General features: G+C 46.2%; 13 protein-coding genes. 6 read left to right on the top strand and 7 right to left on the bottom strand.

All coding sequences use genetic code 11. The features are described from left to right. Positions 1-269: 269 nt before the first annotated feature. A complete protein-coding gene (locus OC23_RS00115) occupies positions 270-1,208 on the top strand; it encodes a DMT family transporter (protein WP_038341909.1) in 939 nt (312 codons plus the stop codon). A gap of 136 nt (positions 1,209-1,344) precedes the next feature. Beyond that, positions 1,345-2,940 (top strand): CocE/NonD family hydrolase, encoded by a 1,596-nt coding sequence (locus OC23_RS00110; RefSeq protein WP_038341908.1) that lies wholly within the window; start codon positions 1,345-1,347, stop codon positions 2,938-2,940. Between the two features lie 36 nt (positions 2,941-2,976). Here the strand turns inward: OC23_RS00110 and OC23_RS00105 are convergent, their stop codons facing one another. The 6 genes from OC23_RS00105 to rlmE all read right to left on the bottom strand — a co-directional run bounded on the left by OC23_RS00105 (position 2,977) and on the right by rlmE (position 9,814). After that, positions 2,977-3,291 carry a DUF5713 family protein gene (locus OC23_RS00105; protein WP_038341907.1) on the bottom strand — a complete coding sequence of 105 codons (315 nt, stop codon included), beginning with the start codon at positions 3,289-3,291 and terminating at the stop codon, positions 2,977-2,979. A 223-nt stretch (positions 3,292-3,514) separates the two neighbouring features. Next, positions 3,515-5,155, bottom strand: coding sequence for a vWA domain-containing protein (locus OC23_RS00100; RefSeq protein WP_038341906.1), 1,641 nt, complete (start codon positions 5,153-5,155; stop codon positions 3,515-3,517). Between the two features lie 133 nt (positions 5,156-5,288). After that, the gene (locus tag OC23_RS00095) at positions 5,289-6,047 is read right to left on the bottom strand and encodes an SIMPL domain-containing protein (protein WP_038341905.1); all 759 of its coding nucleotides are present in this window, start codon (positions 6,045-6,047) and stop codon (positions 5,289-5,291) included. 95 nt (positions 6,048-6,142) lie between these two features. Further along, positions 6,143-6,994, bottom strand: a complete 852-nt coding sequence (folP, locus tag OC23_RS00090; RefSeq protein WP_038342557.1) for a dihydropteroate synthase — start codon at positions 6,992-6,994, stop codon at positions 6,143-6,145. A 137-nt stretch (positions 6,995-7,131) separates the two neighbouring features. Continuing rightward, complete coding sequence (gene ftsH / locus OC23_RS00085; protein WP_038341903.1) at positions 7,132-9,027, bottom strand: ATP-dependent zinc metalloprotease FtsH; 1,896 nt, start codon at positions 9,025-9,027, stop codon at positions 7,132-7,134. A 136-nt stretch (positions 9,028-9,163) separates the two neighbouring features. Beyond that, positions 9,164-9,814 carry a 23S rRNA (uridine(2552)-2'-O)-methyltransferase RlmE gene (rlmE, locus tag OC23_RS00080; protein WP_038341901.1) on the bottom strand — a complete coding sequence of 217 codons (651 nt, stop codon included), beginning with the start codon at positions 9,812-9,814 and terminating at the stop codon, positions 9,164-9,166. Positions 9,815-10,043: 229 nt separating this feature from the next. On the opposite strand from rlmE, the gene yhbY reads away from it, so the two are divergent. Together yhbY and OC23_RS00070 are read left to right on the top strand one after the other, a co-directional pair. Next, positions 10,044-10,370, top strand: coding sequence for a ribosome assembly RNA-binding protein YhbY (gene yhbY / locus OC23_RS00075; RefSeq protein ID WP_038341900.1), 327 nt, complete (start codon positions 10,044-10,046; stop codon positions 10,368-10,370). 5 nt (positions 10,371-10,375) lie between these two features. After that, entirely contained in the window at positions 10,376-10,912 is a 537-nt protein-coding gene (locus OC23_RS00070; RefSeq protein ID WP_038341899.1) for a DOMON-like domain-containing protein, read from the top strand. Positions 10,913-10,969: 57 nt separating this feature from the next. Here OC23_RS00070 and OC23_RS00065 read toward each other — a convergent pair whose 3' ends face one another. Then, positions 10,970-11,548 carry a hypothetical protein gene (locus tag OC23_RS00065; RefSeq protein ID WP_038341897.1) on the bottom strand — a complete coding sequence of 193 codons (579 nt, stop codon included), beginning with the start codon at positions 11,546-11,548 and terminating at the stop codon, positions 10,970-10,972. Between the two features lie 356 nt (positions 11,549-11,904). Here OC23_RS00065 and carA point away from each other — a divergent pair, with 356 nt between their 5' ends. Together carA and carB are read left to right on the top strand one after the other, a co-directional pair. Then, positions 11,905-13,044 carry a glutamine-hydrolyzing carbamoyl-phosphate synthase small subunit gene (gene carA, locus OC23_RS00060; RefSeq protein ID WP_038341896.1) on the top strand — a complete coding sequence of 380 codons (1,140 nt, stop codon included), beginning with the start codon at positions 11,905-11,907 and terminating at the stop codon, positions 13,042-13,044. Positions 13,045-13,058: 14 nt separating this feature from the next. Continuing rightward, positions 13,059-16,292: a carbamoyl-phosphate synthase large subunit gene (gene carB / locus OC23_RS00055; RefSeq protein ID WP_038341895.1), complete on the top strand. Its 3,234-nt coding sequence runs from the start codon at positions 13,059-13,061 to the stop codon at positions 16,290-16,292. Positions 16,293-16,301: the final 9 nt, after the last annotated feature.

Raw genomic sequence — 16,301 nt, 5'->3', positions numbered from 1 at the left:
TTTTTCAAGCAAACCCTATGCTATAAAAGATCTCGATCACGTTTGAATTTTTTATATGTTGCCTCCTACCGTTTCCTCTTCACGCCCGAATGCAATTGCGCATGACATTACTGTCCATGCGGCATGGCGACGTGTCTGCGCATACCAGCGAGGGGACTTGACCGATTTCAGATGATGACACGTTAAACATCAGTTAAATCCACAGGTCGCCTCAGCAGCGGCCTTTTTTATTGACTTCATTTCACCGTTGTAATTACAGGAACAATGCCATGACCCAGTTGCCCGAAAAAAATGTTCTCTCCATGCCACAGCTGCAACCGGCTGTAGCCCTTGTACCCCCTCGCCTTGCTACAGCCGGTCAATTCATTGCCGTGGTGCTGATCTGGTCATTGACACCTTTAGCTGCCGTCTGGACAGTGCATGAAATTCATTGGGCCTGGGGGCTTTTTTTCCGGTTTAGCCTGGCTGTTCCCCTGGCCTTGCTCTGTCTGTTTTATTTTCGCCTGAAACTGGCGATCAGCAAGACTGCATTTCTCAGTTATGGTGCCGGAGCACTTGGACTGTTCGGCTCCATGACTTTTTGCTATATGGGCGCAACCCGCATCCCTTCAGGCATGATTTCGATTATTTATGGAACTGCACCACTCTGGTCCGGGCTGATCGCCGTGTTTGTACTCAAGCGTGAACGGTTTTTAAAACGCCAGTGGTATGGGCTGATATTGGCAATTGGCGGGCTATCGCTCACCCTAGGCATTGCAACAACGCATATCCAGCTAGATCGGCTCGGGGTTATCTATGAAATCATAGCGGTATTACTGTACGTCGTGTCCATGTTTGCTGTCGCCAAAATCGGGGCAGAAATTCATCCCATTACGCAGACCACCGGTTCAACTCTGGTTTCCTGGTTGGCCTATCTTTGCCTATTGCCATTTTTCCTCAGCCATGCACCTGAGCAGCTCCCAAGTCTGCAAGCTGGCCTGGCTTTGTTATATAGCGCATTATTTTCCTCGGTTCTGGCCATGATTTTTTACTTTCATCTTATCCAGCAACTGAACCCGACCACAGTGATGCTGACAACCCTGTTAACACCGGTACTTGCAACGTGCTGGGGCACATGGTTTAACCATGAAGCCTTAAGTTCGCATCTGCTGACTGGCCTTGTTTTACTCTGCTTCGGCCTATTTCTCTATGCTTATCGTAAAAAGTAAAGTATAGACCCGCACTTAAAAACTGACAGGTCAGTCAACATGGGTCTGTCAGTCATAGTATCGATCATCACGCCAGAGTAAACTGTCCTGATCACATCGTGATTTCACAAAGATTTGCTCAAGGATGAAATGATCTATGCGTTCTTACGTTTTCTGGCTCTGCTCCTGCCTGATGTTTGTGTTGCAAGGTTGTGTCCATGCCACCATCCAGACCAGCATGCTCACAGGCAAAAGTAGCGAACTGAAACAGCGTTATTATCAGGCAAAGACCACAGCGCCAGATGGGACGGTACTGGCCTTTACAGTTTATCAACCGCATTTAAAGCCCGGCCAGAGTGCGCCGTTAATCCTGCATACACATGGCTTTGGCCTCTCCCGTATGAAACGCCCGGAACTGAGCCTGTATGGTTTCCTGCTCCCCACCGGACAGGTAGCAAAAACCGCATGGCAGAATCGCTATTGGGTCATCAGTTATGACCAGCGTGGTCATGGGGACAGTCAGGGCAAAATCCGCCTGACTGATCCGGACAAAGAAGCCCAGGATGTCATTACCCTGATGAACTGGGCAGAACACAACCTGCCACAACTGGCGAAAAACCGCTATGGCGTGCGTACGGGTATGGTGGGAGAATCTTATGCAGGTGGCGTACAATATCTGGCCTCGGCACTTGACCCTCGTCTACAGGCCATTGTCCCTGTCACGACCTGGTACGACCTCATTAATAGCCTTGCACCGAATGGCGTACCAAAAAGCAACTGGATTGGTTTTCTTAACCTGATTGGAGACTGGTGGAACTGGAACAAGTTTGATCCTGAACTGAAACAGGCTTATGTTGCAACCCAACGAGGCCGGTTACAGCCTGCCACCTATGATTTCCTGAAAACCCATCAAGCCAGCTGGTTTTGCAGCAATAACCAGCCTCCGCAGGCCTATGCACTGATTATTCAGGGATTCAGAGATGTCCTTTTTCCTTTTAATGAAGCGGTCAAGGCAGCACAATGTATCCGGCAGGCTCAACATGAAGTGCATTTGATCGGGGTACAGGGAGGCCATTTACAGCCCTTTGCCCAACATTCGCCACGCGGCAATACCCCGTTCTGGTATATCGGTAAAACCGTGAATTGTGGCAACCAGCAACAATATAACCTGCAAAAAATGATTGTGCACTGGTTTGACCAGAAGTTAAAAGACCAGCCCCCCTTGATGACCTTACCAGAACTCTGTGTCGATCAAAGTCCAGTCACGACACTCAATGAACTGATACCTGCAAACACCTATATCCTGAATAAAACCCGGATCGTGCCGACTGCGACTCAGGCAGTCTTTATCCCGATCTATACGGCAAACCAACGCACCTATATTACTGGTGCACCACTGCTGTCATTGCAGGTAGAGCCCCGGTCGACAACAGCAGCTACCTTATTTATTTCTATGGCAATCAAATCGAAAGTAACAGGCAAATATGACATTTTAAATGACCAGACCACGCCTTTTCATGTAGCCCGAAAGCAAAGCGATGACCAGAGTACACACACCGGACATGAAGGAGCACAGCCATCTGGTATTGAGTTAGCGGGGATTAATGGCTCATTGCAGCAAGGCGATACGCTGGGTTTACTCATCAATACCCAGAGTATTTATTATCAGAAAATAAAACAGCCTAAAATTGAAGCATGGATTTCAGGGCAAATGATGTTGCCACAGCTTTGGCATGAGGCTGCGTCAAAATAGTATGGACGATATTAAAAAAACCGGCGAGAGTGAATTTTACCACTCTCGATTGGCAACCAGTTCTTCCATTTCAATGTCGAGATAACCCACATCCTGCACCACCATCATCATGGCTTCAGCAATATAATCTGCCGCAGTGTCATCGAGACTGGAATCCAGATCTTCAAATTGCGGTTTCATCTCGTTAATTTCGCTCAGGGTCTGATGCGCAAAACGATAAATTTCCGTTTCAGCTAAATCGCTACGGCTCACCTTTTTTGCAAACTGGAGAATATGCTGTTTCAGTTCAGCAACGAGAATATCGGGATAATATTCATCGTCAAACATCGGGAGAAGTAAATTTTCAAACATAAAAAATAATATGCCAATAAAACGCCATGCTTATACCATAATCCGGCCAAAATCACGATATTTTAGCCGAAAAAAAAGCAGGCCTTGCCGCCTGCTTGGCACCTGCAATCCCGTTCAGCCGTCCCTCCTCCCTGGGCTGAGAGGAGGCCTGAAATATCTTGAAAAGCACGATCCTGCGTTTGACATTGCAGGTCAGATACCGACCTTCGCCTAAAAACAGGGCTTAATTTTTTTTCGCAGCCAGGCTTTTGGCAATTTTGGCAAGTTCGATAAACTCCTCACGCATCTGGTAAGGATCCGGTTGGGCTGACTGCTGCGCAAGCTGGATAATCTGATCCCACCCCATCGTGCCATTATACTGTCCGCCTTTTAACTGCTGGGCATAAGAAGCCACGGCAATGGCAAAACGGGTATCATTATTGGCCTGAGCCAATGCTCTGCTTTCGGCCTTGACAGCCTGACTCAATACAATACTTTGGTCTTGACCGGGTAATTTATAGCGCAAGTTAACATAAGCATATTCGGACTTTTTCATTGTGTCAGTTTTTGTCGATGCCTGATAACGTGAATCATTGAGCCAGCCCTGTTGACCAGCCGGAATAATTTCGTAAATGGCCGTGACATTATGTCCCGCTCCAATATCCCCGGCATCCACCTTGTCATTGTTAAAATCTTCCTGCTTTAACATCCGGTTTTCATAGCCGACTAAACGGTATTCTTTCACCGTTGCAGGATTAAACTCGACCTGAATCTTGACGTCCTGGGCGACCGTGGCAAGCGTTGATGAAAGCTGACGTTGTATCACTTTTTTTGCTTCATTTTTATTGTCGATATAACTGTAATTGCCATCGCCAGCATCTGCCAGCTGTTCCATTAACTGCTCATTATAATTGCCTGTACCAAAACCCAATGTTGTTAATGAAATACCGCTTTTACGCTTCTCAGCGACCATACCTTTCAAGCTGTTAAAATCGGTAATCCCCACATTAAAGTCCCCGTCTGTCGCCAGCAGAATACGGTTGATGCCATTTTTTACCAACGCCTTTTCCGCCTGCTGATAGGCCAGTTGTATGGCTTGCTCGCCCGCAGTTGCCCCGCCTGCCTGCAAGGCATTAATCACGGCCAGTATCTTGTCTTTTTGATTACCTGCGGTCGGTTCCAGTACCAGTTTTTCACCGCTGGCATAAGTAATAATGGTGACTTTGTCCTGTGGACGGAGTTGCTCGGTCAGCAAGCGTAAAGTCTGCTTCACCAGCGGCAGTTTGTCTGCTGCATCCATACTGCCCGAAACATCGACCAAAAAGACCAGATTGGCAGGTGGCAATTGACTGGTACTTAAATCTTTGGCTTGAATCCCGATTTTGATCAGTTTGGCATTGGCTTGCCACGGCGAATCTACCGTTTCCGTGCTGACAGAAAAAGGATGAATGCTCTTGGGCTGCGGATACTGATAATCAAAATAATTGATCATCTCCTCGACACGAACGGCATCGACAGGCGGTAAGCGCCCGTCATTTAAAAAACGACGGGTGTTGCTATAACCGCCAGTATCTACATCAATACTAAATGTTGAAACTGCCTGATCAGCGACCCGGTGAACCGGATTAACCGCATTGTTTTGATATTTTTCAGTGTTCTGCTCTAGGCGCGGTCTTTCCATGGTGGGCATGACCGCAATATAAGATGCTGGTGCGATCATTTTTCGTGTATGTGCCAAGGCCTGATTTGACAGGGTCATCGGTGATGGCGCTACAGGCAGAGTGGTTTCAACTGCAACCTGATCATACTGTTTAACCGGTGTACTACAGGCCATGATCATGCAACTGAGCCCACTCAAGGTTAAAATTTTTGTTGCTTGATGCATTGTTCAATTCCCCCAATTTATTTCATTGTTCAAATAAAGCCGCAATACACAGAATTGTATGTAAAAAAAGAAAGATACACCGTATTTGAATGTATCTTTCCAGAATGGCTGATCAATGCACTAAATCATGGTTCTAATCAATCGCATAATTGATGGTGACCACCACACGGGCAATTTTATTGATGGTTGCCTTGTCATAAGCACCGCCATAATCACTGTCATCATCCGAACCGCTTTCCGGTAAAATATAAAAGGCGCCCTGACTGGCTGAACGCATCATCCCCACCTTGACACCGCCCACCTTGGCAAACTCATTGGCACGGTTGTGGGCATTTTGAGTGGCATTGGCTATCAGCGACATTTTGATTTCTTCCAGTTTCGACACCAGATATTCAGGTTTCTGTTCAATGGCGATGCCCTTTTCATCCAGCAGATAAGCATCTCGGGCTGCCTGTTCAATTTTTTTGATATCACGGCTGGTAATGACCAGATTTTGTAAAGCGGTATAGCCTTTAAACTCGCGATTGATACGCCCATCTCCCATATTGACTTCTTCATAATAGGGTTGCGAGGCTTTATTGCCCAGTTGCATGTCCGCGGCCTTAAAACCATGTTCCACAAAGAAAGCTTGCAAGGCTTTCATTTGCTGATCAAGCATCTGATAGGCCTGTGGAATCGTGTCGGAAGCAGGACTGGTCTGTAAATGAATCTCCCAGCGTGCCGAATCAGCCTGAATCGGTTTTTCAGCCAATCCCTTGACCGTAATGGAATTTTTACTGCTATTAAACTGCTTCAGGGCAAAGCCCATCACCATAGCAGAAACAATAAAACCCAGGCTTAAAATAAGGGCGCATCCCCATAAGCTTTTATATGTAATTGTTTTATTTTCCATTTTTTAATTTCACCAAGCTTACTTTATAGTCTTGTTATATTGAATCGGATCTGGCAAGTCAATAGCGCCCGGAGGCCCTACTGACATATGCAAGCCTAGCTGTTTTGCATCATCTGCCAGACCTTGATCGCATCACAGGTGGCTTTTACATCATGCGCCCGGACAATACTGGCCCCTTGCTGAATGCTGAGTAGATGCCCTGTAACACTTCCTACGGTACGCTGTTGTGCAGGCACACCATCCAGTGCTTCACCAATAAAACGTTTCCGCGACAGGCCTGACAAGATGGGGTAGCCCATCCGGTTCAGCTTCCAGAATTCATTCAATAACCGGAAGTTCTGCTGTGCATTTTTGGCAAAGCCAAAGCCCGGGTCAAGAATAATATTTTCAGGTCGGATGCCTACTGCAAGGGCCTGATCCAGACGTTGCTGCAACTCCTGAATCACGTCCTCGGTTACATCATCATATTGGTCTAGCTGATTCATATTGGTCGGTTCGCCACGCATATGCATCAATACCACAGGGATATTTAACTCGGCTGCCGTTTGCAATGCCTGCGGTCGGGTCAAGGCACGCACGTCATTCCAGATATGTGCACCGGCTTGTACAGCGGCACGCATCACTTCGGGCTGGCTGGTATCAATCGACATGATCACATCATAGCTGGCTAATGCCTCCACCACAGGGATCACACGACGAAGCTCTTCCTGTAGTGCCACAGGTGAGGCATTCGGACGGGTCGACTCCCCTCCAATATCAATGATGGTTGCGCCCTGTTCCATCATTTGCAAGGCATGCTCGACTGCCTGGTCTTTTTGATGATGCTGTCCACCATCACTGAATGAATCTGGGGTCACATTCAGGATGCCCATCACCTGAGGTCGGGAAAGGTCGAGCTTTAAACGGCCACACTGTAATTGAGATTGTGGTAATGGCATTAACTGCATCATCAAGACTCTTTACACTTAAACAGGCTTATTTTAACCATACCGCAGCAGCGATCATGATGATTTATTTTCAGTTTAGGTAAAAAACCAGATAAAAAAAGAGCGACCGGAGTCGCTCTTTTCTATTTAACCGTTGATTAGCCCATGGCTGGTAATGGTGGTGGTGTAGATGGACCATCTTTTGGTGGTTCAAATGCAGCCACTGGATTTTCAGCAACATAAACTTTAGGTGGTTGCGGTTCACGACCTTCCATGATGTCACGGATCTGGTCACGATCGATTGTTTCCCAATCCATTAACGCTTTAACCATTGCATGTGCAATCTCTTTGTTATTTTCAAGGATCTCACGCGCAACTTTATATTGCTCGTCAAGGATACGGCGTACTTCTTCATCGACTTTCTGTTGTGTCGCTTCAGAAATGGTACGGCTACCGACATTACCGAAGAAACCATTCTGGTTTTCATCTTCGTAGACCATGACGCCAAGCTTATCTGACATACCGTATTTGGTGACCATGGCACGTGCCATCTTGGTTGCACGTTCAAAGTCGTTAGATGCGCCTGTTGACATCTGGTTGATAAATACTTCTTCTGCAATACGGCCACCAAACAAGATCGAAAGCTCATTCAGCATCTTGTCTTTATAATGGCTGGTCTGATCCTGCTCAGGAAGCTGCCAGGTCACACCCAATGCCCAACCACGTGGCATGATAGTCACCTTATGCACAGGGTCTGTACCCGGTAACATCTCGGCCACAATCGCATGTCCAGCCTCATGGTAAGCCGTTGCACGGCGCTCTTCTTCACGGATGACCATCGACTTGCGTTCAGGCCCCATGTAGATCTTGTCTTTGGCATCTTCAAAGTCATGCATGTCGACCGTGTTTTTATTACGGCGAGCAGCAAACAGTGCAGCTTCGTTAACCAGATTCGCCAACTGTGCACCAGAGAAACCTGGAGTACCACGTGCAAGTACTTTTACATCCACGCCAGTGACTGAAGGTAGTTTTTTCAAGTGAACGTTCAGGATCTGCTCACGGCCACGGATGTCTGGTAAACCGACCATCACCTGACGGTCAAAACGGCCAGGACGAAGTAAGGCCTTATCCAGTACATCAACACGGTTGGTTGCAGCAATTACGATCACACCTTCATTGCCTTCAAAACCATCCATCTCGACAAGCATCTGGTTCAGGGTCTGTTCGCGTTCATCATGTCCACCACCAGTACCCGAACCACGATGACGGCCGACTGCATCAATCTCGTCAATAAAGATGATACATGGTGCATGGCGTTTTGCCTGTTCAAACATGTCACGAACACGTGATGCACCGACACCGACAAACATTTCAACAAAGTCAGAACCGGAAATACTAAAGAACGGAACCTTCGCTTCACCCGCAATGGCTTTTGCCAGCAATGTTTTACCGGTACCCGGAGGGCCAACCATCAACACACCACGCGGAATGGTTGCACCAAGGCGTTTGAATTTGGCAGGGTCTTTTAAGAAATCAACGATTTCAACCACTTCTTGTTTTGCTTCATCACAGCCAGCGACGTCACTAAATGTTAACTTGATTTGATCTTCAGATAACATCTTCGCTTTTGACTTGCCAAAACTCATAGGACCGTTTTTGCCACCAGCACCACCGCCCATATTACGCATGAAGAACATGAATAATAAGATGATGAGCAATACCGGGAAACTCGCAATGAGAAGTTGCATCAAAATGCCTTGACGTTGCGGTGCTGTACCCTCAACCACTACATTCTGTTTATTCAAGCTTGGTAGCAACTCAGTGTCTTCGACTTGTGGGCGAACCGTCTCGAAGGAAGAACCATTGGTCTTTTCACCACTAATATTTAAACCGTCGATTGTGACTTGTTTAATTTGCCCAGCATTCACCGCTGCAACGAAATCAGAATATTTCATCGCTGCAGGCTTATTGCGGTCACTGACGTTGCTAAAAATCAAAATCAGAACACCGAGTATGATGAGCCACAATACGGCATTCTTGAAGTAATCGCTCAAGGCTTTATTCCCATATCAATCTAATTTGATCATACCTAATCTTGGCTGACCTTCACAAAAACAGCAATGAATTTGCGTTGCAAAAAACTTAAAAGGTACAAAATGCACAATTTTTAACAACTTGGCAAGTACACTTTTATTGCAATGCTTTTTTGCGACCCTGACCAATCAAAAAAACTTCTTTTGACCGGGCACGTGATGCCGCAGGTTTGGCTGTTTTTAATACATCAAAACTATCGACCACCTGTTTCCTGAACTCATCGAAACCTGAACCCTGGAACACTTTAACAATAAACTGCCCGTTTGGCCCAAGTACTTTCTGAGCAAAGTCCAAAGCCAGTTCACACAGGTAAATCTGGCGCGGCTGGTCAACAGCCCTATTACCTGATGTATTGGGGGCCATATCCGAAATTACAACGTCTACCTGACGTCCATTTAAAATATTTAACAATTTTTCGAAAACTTCTTCTTCGCGGAAGTCCCCTTGCAGGAAGGTCACATCTGGCAGTGCATCCATCGGCAAGATATCTGAAGCAATCACCAGACCATTTACACCGACCAGCTTGCCTGCAATCTGGGACCAGCTTCCTGGCGCAGCCCCCAAGTCAACCACGGTCATGCCCGGCTTGATCATTTTATATTTTTCTTGGATTTCAAGTAATTTATACGCTGCACGCGCACGATAACCTTCCTTTTGCGCTTTCTTTACAAAAGGGTCATCCAGATGCTCTCTCATCCAGGCACGACTGCTTTTAGACAATTTTTGATTGGTAATGCGTGTCGCCATAACTCACTAAATTTCAAAAAACTTCTGATTAGTCATTGTACGTGAAAATTACCCTCATTACAGTACAGATGTACTGCATTCACACGAACTTTTACAGATTTTTTTCGATCAGCCTGATTGGTTATTTCAGTAATTTTTCACATATTTGTTTGATGGGATGCTCTGCTGAATCTATCTTAGAACCGGGATGCAAGTTATACTAGGTCGTTTTTCCAATCAGGTATTTTTAATGGCGGCTTTATCTATCCATGAACGTAAACGCTTACGTCAAATCGGTCATGCACTTAACCCAGTTGTAATGATTGGTAGCCAAGGTCTTACAGAAAGCGTCATTGAAGAAACGAATCGTGCACTGAACGACCATGAGCTGATCAAAGTGAAAATTGCGGGCGAAGACCGCGAAGCACGTGGTGCAGTGATTGATGCGATTGTTGAAGCAACAGGCGCTGAATCGGTACAGAAAATTGGCAAGATCGTGTTGCTTTATAAGAAAGCAGCCAAACAGAACCAGCACTTATCCAACCTTGTCCGTTTTGCTCATTTAAGTAATAAGTAATTTTTATGGCAAGTTATGAACTTTCTGCTTTTGATCGCTTTAGTGCCATTACGGTCGTTGGGGCGATTGAGCAACAAACACCAGCAACCTTGAATGTTGGTTTTTGGGTTCGTGACCCAAATCAGTTTTTGATTTATCCAGATCAGGTTACGGCACATCCACGCCACGACTTTTTATGGGAACAGACCTGCTTTGAAATTTTTGTGGGTGTGAAAGATGAAGATTTCTATCGTGAAATCAATCTTTCCCCTTCTCAGGCGTGGCAAGTCTATCAGTTTGAAGAGTACCGCTTCCCGGAAGATATGCCGCCTGTGGCTGCGTATGATATTGAGCTGAACCATTTACAACGTACCCACTATGGTTTGAATGTCAGTCTGGATCTTTCCCTGTTTATGCGTCAGCATCAGCTGAAATGGGCTGATCTTTATATCGGCTTGACAGCTGTCTTAAATACCACGCAAGGGATGCATTATTTTGCAATGCAGCACAGCAGCCCTCAGGCCGATTTCCACAATAAACGTGACTGGTTACATCAGTTCTAAATTTTCAAGCATAAAAAAAGCGAGAACAATTCTCGCTTTTTTTATGCCGATCCCAAATCAGCTTGCACGTACTTTATTCCATGCTTCAACTGCCTGCTCTTTGGTACGCTTAAAGCTTTCTACCAGCGTGTCTTTATGCTTGACCGAAATCTGGCTGATGTCATCTTTGAGTTCTTTGCTGACTTTGCTCAGGTCTTCAATCAGTGCATTCAATTCGGTTTTCAATGCATTTTTCAATTCGAGCAAATTGCCTTGAGATGAATTTAGCTGGCTCTTAATCACTTCGATACGCTCCAGAATATCCTGCTTGATTTGCGCAAGCTGGTGCTGGATATTCTGATTCAGCTCTTTGGCTTCGGTTTCAATTTTCTCTTGTGTTTCTGACAAGGCTTCCTTGACCTGACCTTGAGTTTCGGCAAGGACTTCTTTCGCCTGCTCCTGGGTCTCTGCAATTACCTCTTTGGCCTTGGCCGTCTTTTCAGCCACGCTGTCCTTGGCTTTTGCAGCTTTATCTGCCACTGTACCTTTCACTTCAGCAGTTTTTTCTGCTACCGCCTCTTTGACTTTGGCGGTTTTCTCAACCACCGTCTCTTTCACATCTTCGGCGTTTACTGGTGTAGTCTGATTCTCAGCCATTTTATATCCCCTCTTTTGATTGTTCATTTGTGGCTGTCTATAGAATAAAATGCTCACTTCTTAAACAATAATAAAATTGTTAGACAATTTGCATAATATGTCATGATAACCATATAAAGATGAGAGATTTTGCAATTACACGCTTTTGTAGAAACCCGCAAAAAGAATTCGTCAATTCCTGCTTTTAATCAATAAAACACATAGACTTTTCACGCACTCATGCGTATAATGCGCTGTTAAGTTACAAGCGAGCAGACTGGAAGGAGGGGCATGTTTTTTAAGACAGCCTGCCTTTTTTTATGTCTTCTCGCTTTTTTACAGCCCTATTTTTGTGGTTTTAGTTCAGGAGCTTTGGTTTGAGCACCCCCGCCATTTTAGCCCTCGCAGATGGAACGATCTTTAAAGGAACGTCTATCGGTGCATCGGGTAGTACGACTGGTGAAGTCGTTTTTAACACTGCCATGACTGGTTATCAAGAAATTTTGACCGACCCGAGTTACGCACAACAGCTTGTGACGTTGACTTATCCTCATATTGGAAATACTGGCTGTAATAGTGAAGACGTTGAATCAGGTCGCATCCATAAAGTATGGGCGAATGGTCTGATTATCCGTGATCTTCCTTTATTGCACAGCAACTTCCGTTCTGAACAATCATTAAGTGAATATCTGCAACAACATAATGTCGTTGCGATTGCCGATATCGATACCCGTAAATTGACACGTATCTTGCGTGACAAAGGTGCGCAAAACGGTTGCATTCTTGCAGGCGAAAATATTACAGAAGAACAAGCCATTGCAAAAGCACGTGAATTTGGCGGTTTAAACGGTCTCGATCTTGCAAAAGAATGCTGTGACCCTGAAGGTTTTGAATGGACTGAAGGCTCTTGGGCTTTAGGTCAGGGCTTTACTCAACCAGAATTAAAATATCATGTTGTTGCATACGATTATGGTGTCAAAACCAACATCTTACGTATGCTCGCAGACCGTGGCTGTAAATTGACCGTGGTGCCTGCCCAGACCCCTGCTGAAAAGGTACTTGCCTTAAATCCGGATGGCGTGTTCTTGTCAAACGGTCCTGGTGACCCGGCAGCATGTGATTATGCCATTGAAGCAGTCAAAACCATCGTTGAAACCACAACATTACCGGTATTTGGTATTTGTTTGGGTCACCAGATTCTGGCCCTTGCTTCGGGTGCCAAGACCATGAAAATGAATCACGGACACCACGGCGCCAACCATCCTGTACAAAACCTTGAGAACGGTACAGTGATGATTACTTCTCAAAACCACGGCTTTGCTGTCGATGAGCGTACTTTACCTGCAAACCTGAAAGTGACACATCGTTCACTGTTTGACGGTACAAACCAGGGTATTCATCGCACTGACAAACCGGCATTCAGCTTCCAGGGTCACCCTGAAGCCAGCCCAGGCCCACATGACTGTGCGCCATTGTTCGATCATTTCATCGAACTTATCGAAGCCGCTAAGAAGTAATTAAGGAGCGAATAATGCCTAAACGTACGGATATTAAAAGCATCTTAATTATTGGTGCTGGTCCTATTGTCATTGGTCAGGCCTGCGAGTTTGACTATTCTGGTGCGCAAGCATGTAAAGCACTTCGTGAAGAAGGTTATCGCGTTATTCTGGTCAACTCCAATCCGGCGACCATTATGACTGACCCTTCAATGGCGGATGCAACTTATATCGAGCCAATCACCTGGCAAACCGTTGCACAGATCATTGAAAAAGAACGTCCAGATGCAGTCCTTCCAACCATGGGTGGACAAACTGCATTGAACTGTGCCCTCGCCCTTGATGAGCATGGTGTTCTTGAAAAATACAATGTTGAACTGATCGGTGCGACCAAAGACGCCATCGAAAAAGCAGAAGATCGTAAGCTGTTCGATATCGCGATGCGTAAAATCGGTCTGGAATGTCCAAAAGCAGCCATTGCCGAAACAATGGAAGAGGCTTTGGAAATCCAGTCACGCTTTGGTTTCCCGGTTATTATCCGTCCATCGTTCACCATGGGTGGTTCAGGTGGCGGTATCGCCTATAACCGCGAAGAATTCCTTGAAATCTGTGAACGTGGTTTCGACCTCTCTCCTACACACCAGTTATTGATCGATGAATCTTTAATTGGCTGGAAAGAGTACGAGATGGAAGTTGTTCGTGACAAAAACGACAACTGTATCATCGTCTGTGCGATCGAAAACTTCGACCCGATGGGCGTTCACACAGGTGACTCGATCACGGTTGCACCAGCGCAAACCCTGACCGACAAAGAATACCAGTTAATGCGTAATGCTTCGGTTGCCGTTCTGCGTGAAATCGGTGTTGAGACTGGTGGTTCAAACGTTCAGTTCGGTATTAACCCGAAAGATGGCCGTATGGTCGTGATCGAAATGAACCCGCGTGTTTCCCGTTCATCTGCACTTGCCTCTAAGGCAACCGGTTTCCCGATTGCAAAAATTGCAGCGAAACTGGCTGTTGGTTATACCCTTGATGAATTGAAAAATGACATCACTGGCGGCGTAACACCAGCATCTTTCGAGCCTTCGATCGACTACGTTGTCACCAAGATTCCTCGTTTTAACTTCGAGAAATTCCCGCAAGCTGAGCCGGTATTAACTACCCAGATGAAATCTGTGGGTGAAGTGATGGCAATTGGCCGTAACTTCCAGGAATCTGTACAAAAAGCACTTCGCGGTCTTGAAGTAGGTGTAAGCGGCTTTGATGAAAAAATCGAAGCAGGTACAGCCAACGCCAAAGACATCATCCTGAAAGAGTTGAAAGTACCGGGCCCTGAGCGTATCTGGTATGTTGCAGATGCATTCCGTCACGGTTTCACTTTAGATGACGTATTTGAAGCGACCAAGATCGACCGCTGGTTCCTGATCCAGATCGAAGACATCATCAAGACTGAAGCACAAGTCAAGACCTTGGGCTTTGGTGATTTGAATGCTGACAATATCCGCTCATTCAAGCGCAAGGGTTTATCTGACCTGCGTATTGCAGACCTGATGGGTATTTCTCAGAAACAATTCCGTAAGCAACGTTGGAACCTGGGGGTTTACCCGGTTTACAAACGTGTGGATACCTGTGCTGCCGAGTTTGAATCTGGTACCGCCTACATGTATTCAACTTACGATGAAGAATGTGAAGCGAACCCATCAAACCGTGACAAGATCATGGTAATTGGTGGCGGTCCGAACCGTATCGGTCAAGGGATCGAGTTTGACTACTGCTGTGTACACGCTGCGTTGGCGATGCGTGAAGACGGTTATGAAACCATCATGGTGAACTGTAACCCTGAAACGGTTTCTACCGACTATGACACCTCTGACCGTCTATACTTCGAGCCTGTAACACTTGAAGATGTACTTGAAATCGTACGTACCGAAAAACCGAAAGGCGTGATCGTACAGTACGGTGGCCAGACCCCGCTTAAATTGGCACGTGCTTTAGAAGAAGCCGGTACACCGATCATTGGTACATCTCCAGATGCAATTGACCGTGCAGAAGACCGTGAACGCTTCCAGCAAATGATCCAGCGTTTACAGCTTCGTCAACCGAACAACAGCATTGTAAAATCTGCTGAAGAAGGTATCTCTGAAGCGGCTAAAGTTGGCTATCCATTGGTTGTACGTCCGTCTTATGTACTGGGCGGCCGTGCGATGGAAATCGTCTATAACGAAGAAGAACTGAAACGTTACCTTCGTGAAGCAGTACAGGCTTCCAATGAAGCCCCTGTCCTGCTTGACCATTTCCTTGACGATGCAACTGAAGTCGACGTTGACTGCGTATCTGACGGTAAAGATGTGGTGATCGGCGGGATCATGCAGCATATTGAACAGGCGGGTATTCACTCTGGTGACTCGGCATGTTCGATTCCGCCTTATTCTTTATCACAAGAAATCCAGGATGAAATGCGTCGCCAGACTGTTGCAATGGCAAAAGAGCTGGGCGTTGTGGGCTTGATGAACGTTCAGTTCGCCGTAAAAGGTGATGATGTTTACGTGCTTGAAGTGAACCCACGTGCATCACGTACCGTACCATTCGTATCGAAATGTATTGGTGATTCTTTAGCGAAAGTGGCTGCACGTTGTATGGCAGGCCAATCACTTGAGTCTCAAGGTTTTACCAAAGAAATCATTCCGACACGTTTCGCCGTCAAAGAAGCCGTGTTCCCATTTGCCAAGTTCCCTGGTGTAGACCCGATGCTTGGGCCTGAGATGAAGTCTACAGGTGAAGTCATGGGTGTAGGCCAAAGCTTTGGTGAAGCCTTCTACAAGGCGGTACTGGGCTCTAACGAGCGCCTGCCAGGCTTGCCAACCGAAGGCGAAGTCAAGCATGCATTCCTGTCAGTTCGTGAATCTGACAAGAAATACATTGCCAAGATTGCTCAACAGTTGATTGACTACGGTTTCAAACTTGTTGCGACCAACGGTACACACCGTGTACTGAAAGACGCCGGTATTGAATGTGAAGCTGTCAATAAAGTGACCGAAGGTCGCCCACATATTGTTGACCGCTTGAAAAATGGTGAAATTCATCTTATTGTCAACACAACTGAAGGCAAACAGGCTCAATACGATTCTGCCATGATCCGTCGTGCTGCCCTGCAAGGCAAGGTGTATTACACCACGACCATCAACGGCGCAGAAGCTGTTTGTCAGGCATTTGCCGTGAAATTGCCAATGGATGTATACCGCTTGCAAGATTTACAAACTGTAGGTTAATTTTCTACC

It is taken from the genome of Acinetobacter sp. A47, from assembly GCF_000805455.1.
Lineage (GTDB): Bacteria > Pseudomonadota > Gammaproteobacteria > Pseudomonadales > Moraxellaceae > Acinetobacter.
The sequence above is the reverse complement of the archived record's forward strand: the minus strand, read 5'-3'. Positions and strand labels throughout refer to the sequence as shown.

Bases quoted from the DNA above. Each gene is read 5' to 3' on its own strand.
- OC23_RS00095 (WP_038341905.1), bottom strand. From the start codon at position 6,047: ATGGAAAATAAAACAATTACATATAAAAGCTTATGGGGATGCGCCCTT.
- folP (WP_038342557.1), bottom strand. From the start codon at position 6,994: ATGCAGTTAATGCCATTACCACAATCTCAATTACAGTGTGGCCGTTTA.
- OC23_RS00100 (WP_038341906.1), bottom strand. From the start codon at position 5,155: ATGCATCAAGCAACAAAAATTTTAACCTTGAGTGGGCTCAGTTGCATG.
- OC23_RS00110 (WP_038341908.1), top strand. From the start codon at position 1,345: ATGCGTTCTTACGTTTTCTGGCTCTGCTCCTGCCTGATGTTTGTGTTG.
- OC23_RS00070 (WP_038341899.1), top strand. From the start codon at position 10,376: ATGGCAAGTTATGAACTTTCTGCTTTTGATCGCTTTAGTGCCATTACG.
- OC23_RS00065 (WP_038341897.1), bottom strand. From the start codon at position 11,548: ATGGCTGAGAATCAGACTACACCAGTAAACGCCGAAGATGTGAAAGAG.
- yhbY (WP_038341900.1), top strand. From the start codon at position 10,044: ATGGCGGCTTTATCTATCCATGAACGTAAACGCTTACGTCAAATCGGT.
- OC23_RS00105 (WP_038341907.1), bottom strand. From the start codon at position 3,291: ATGTTTGAAAATTTACTTCTCCCGATGTTTGACGATGAATATTATCCC.
- rlmE (WP_038341901.1), bottom strand. From the start codon at position 9,814: ATGGCGACACGCATTACCAATCAAAAATTGTCTAAAAGCAGTCGTGCC.
- carB (WP_038341895.1), top strand. From the start codon at position 13,059: ATGCCTAAACGTACGGATATTAAAAGCATCTTAATTATTGGTGCTGGT.
- OC23_RS00115 (WP_038341909.1), top strand. From the start codon at position 270: ATGACCCAGTTGCCCGAAAAAAATGTTCTCTCCATGCCACAGCTGCAA.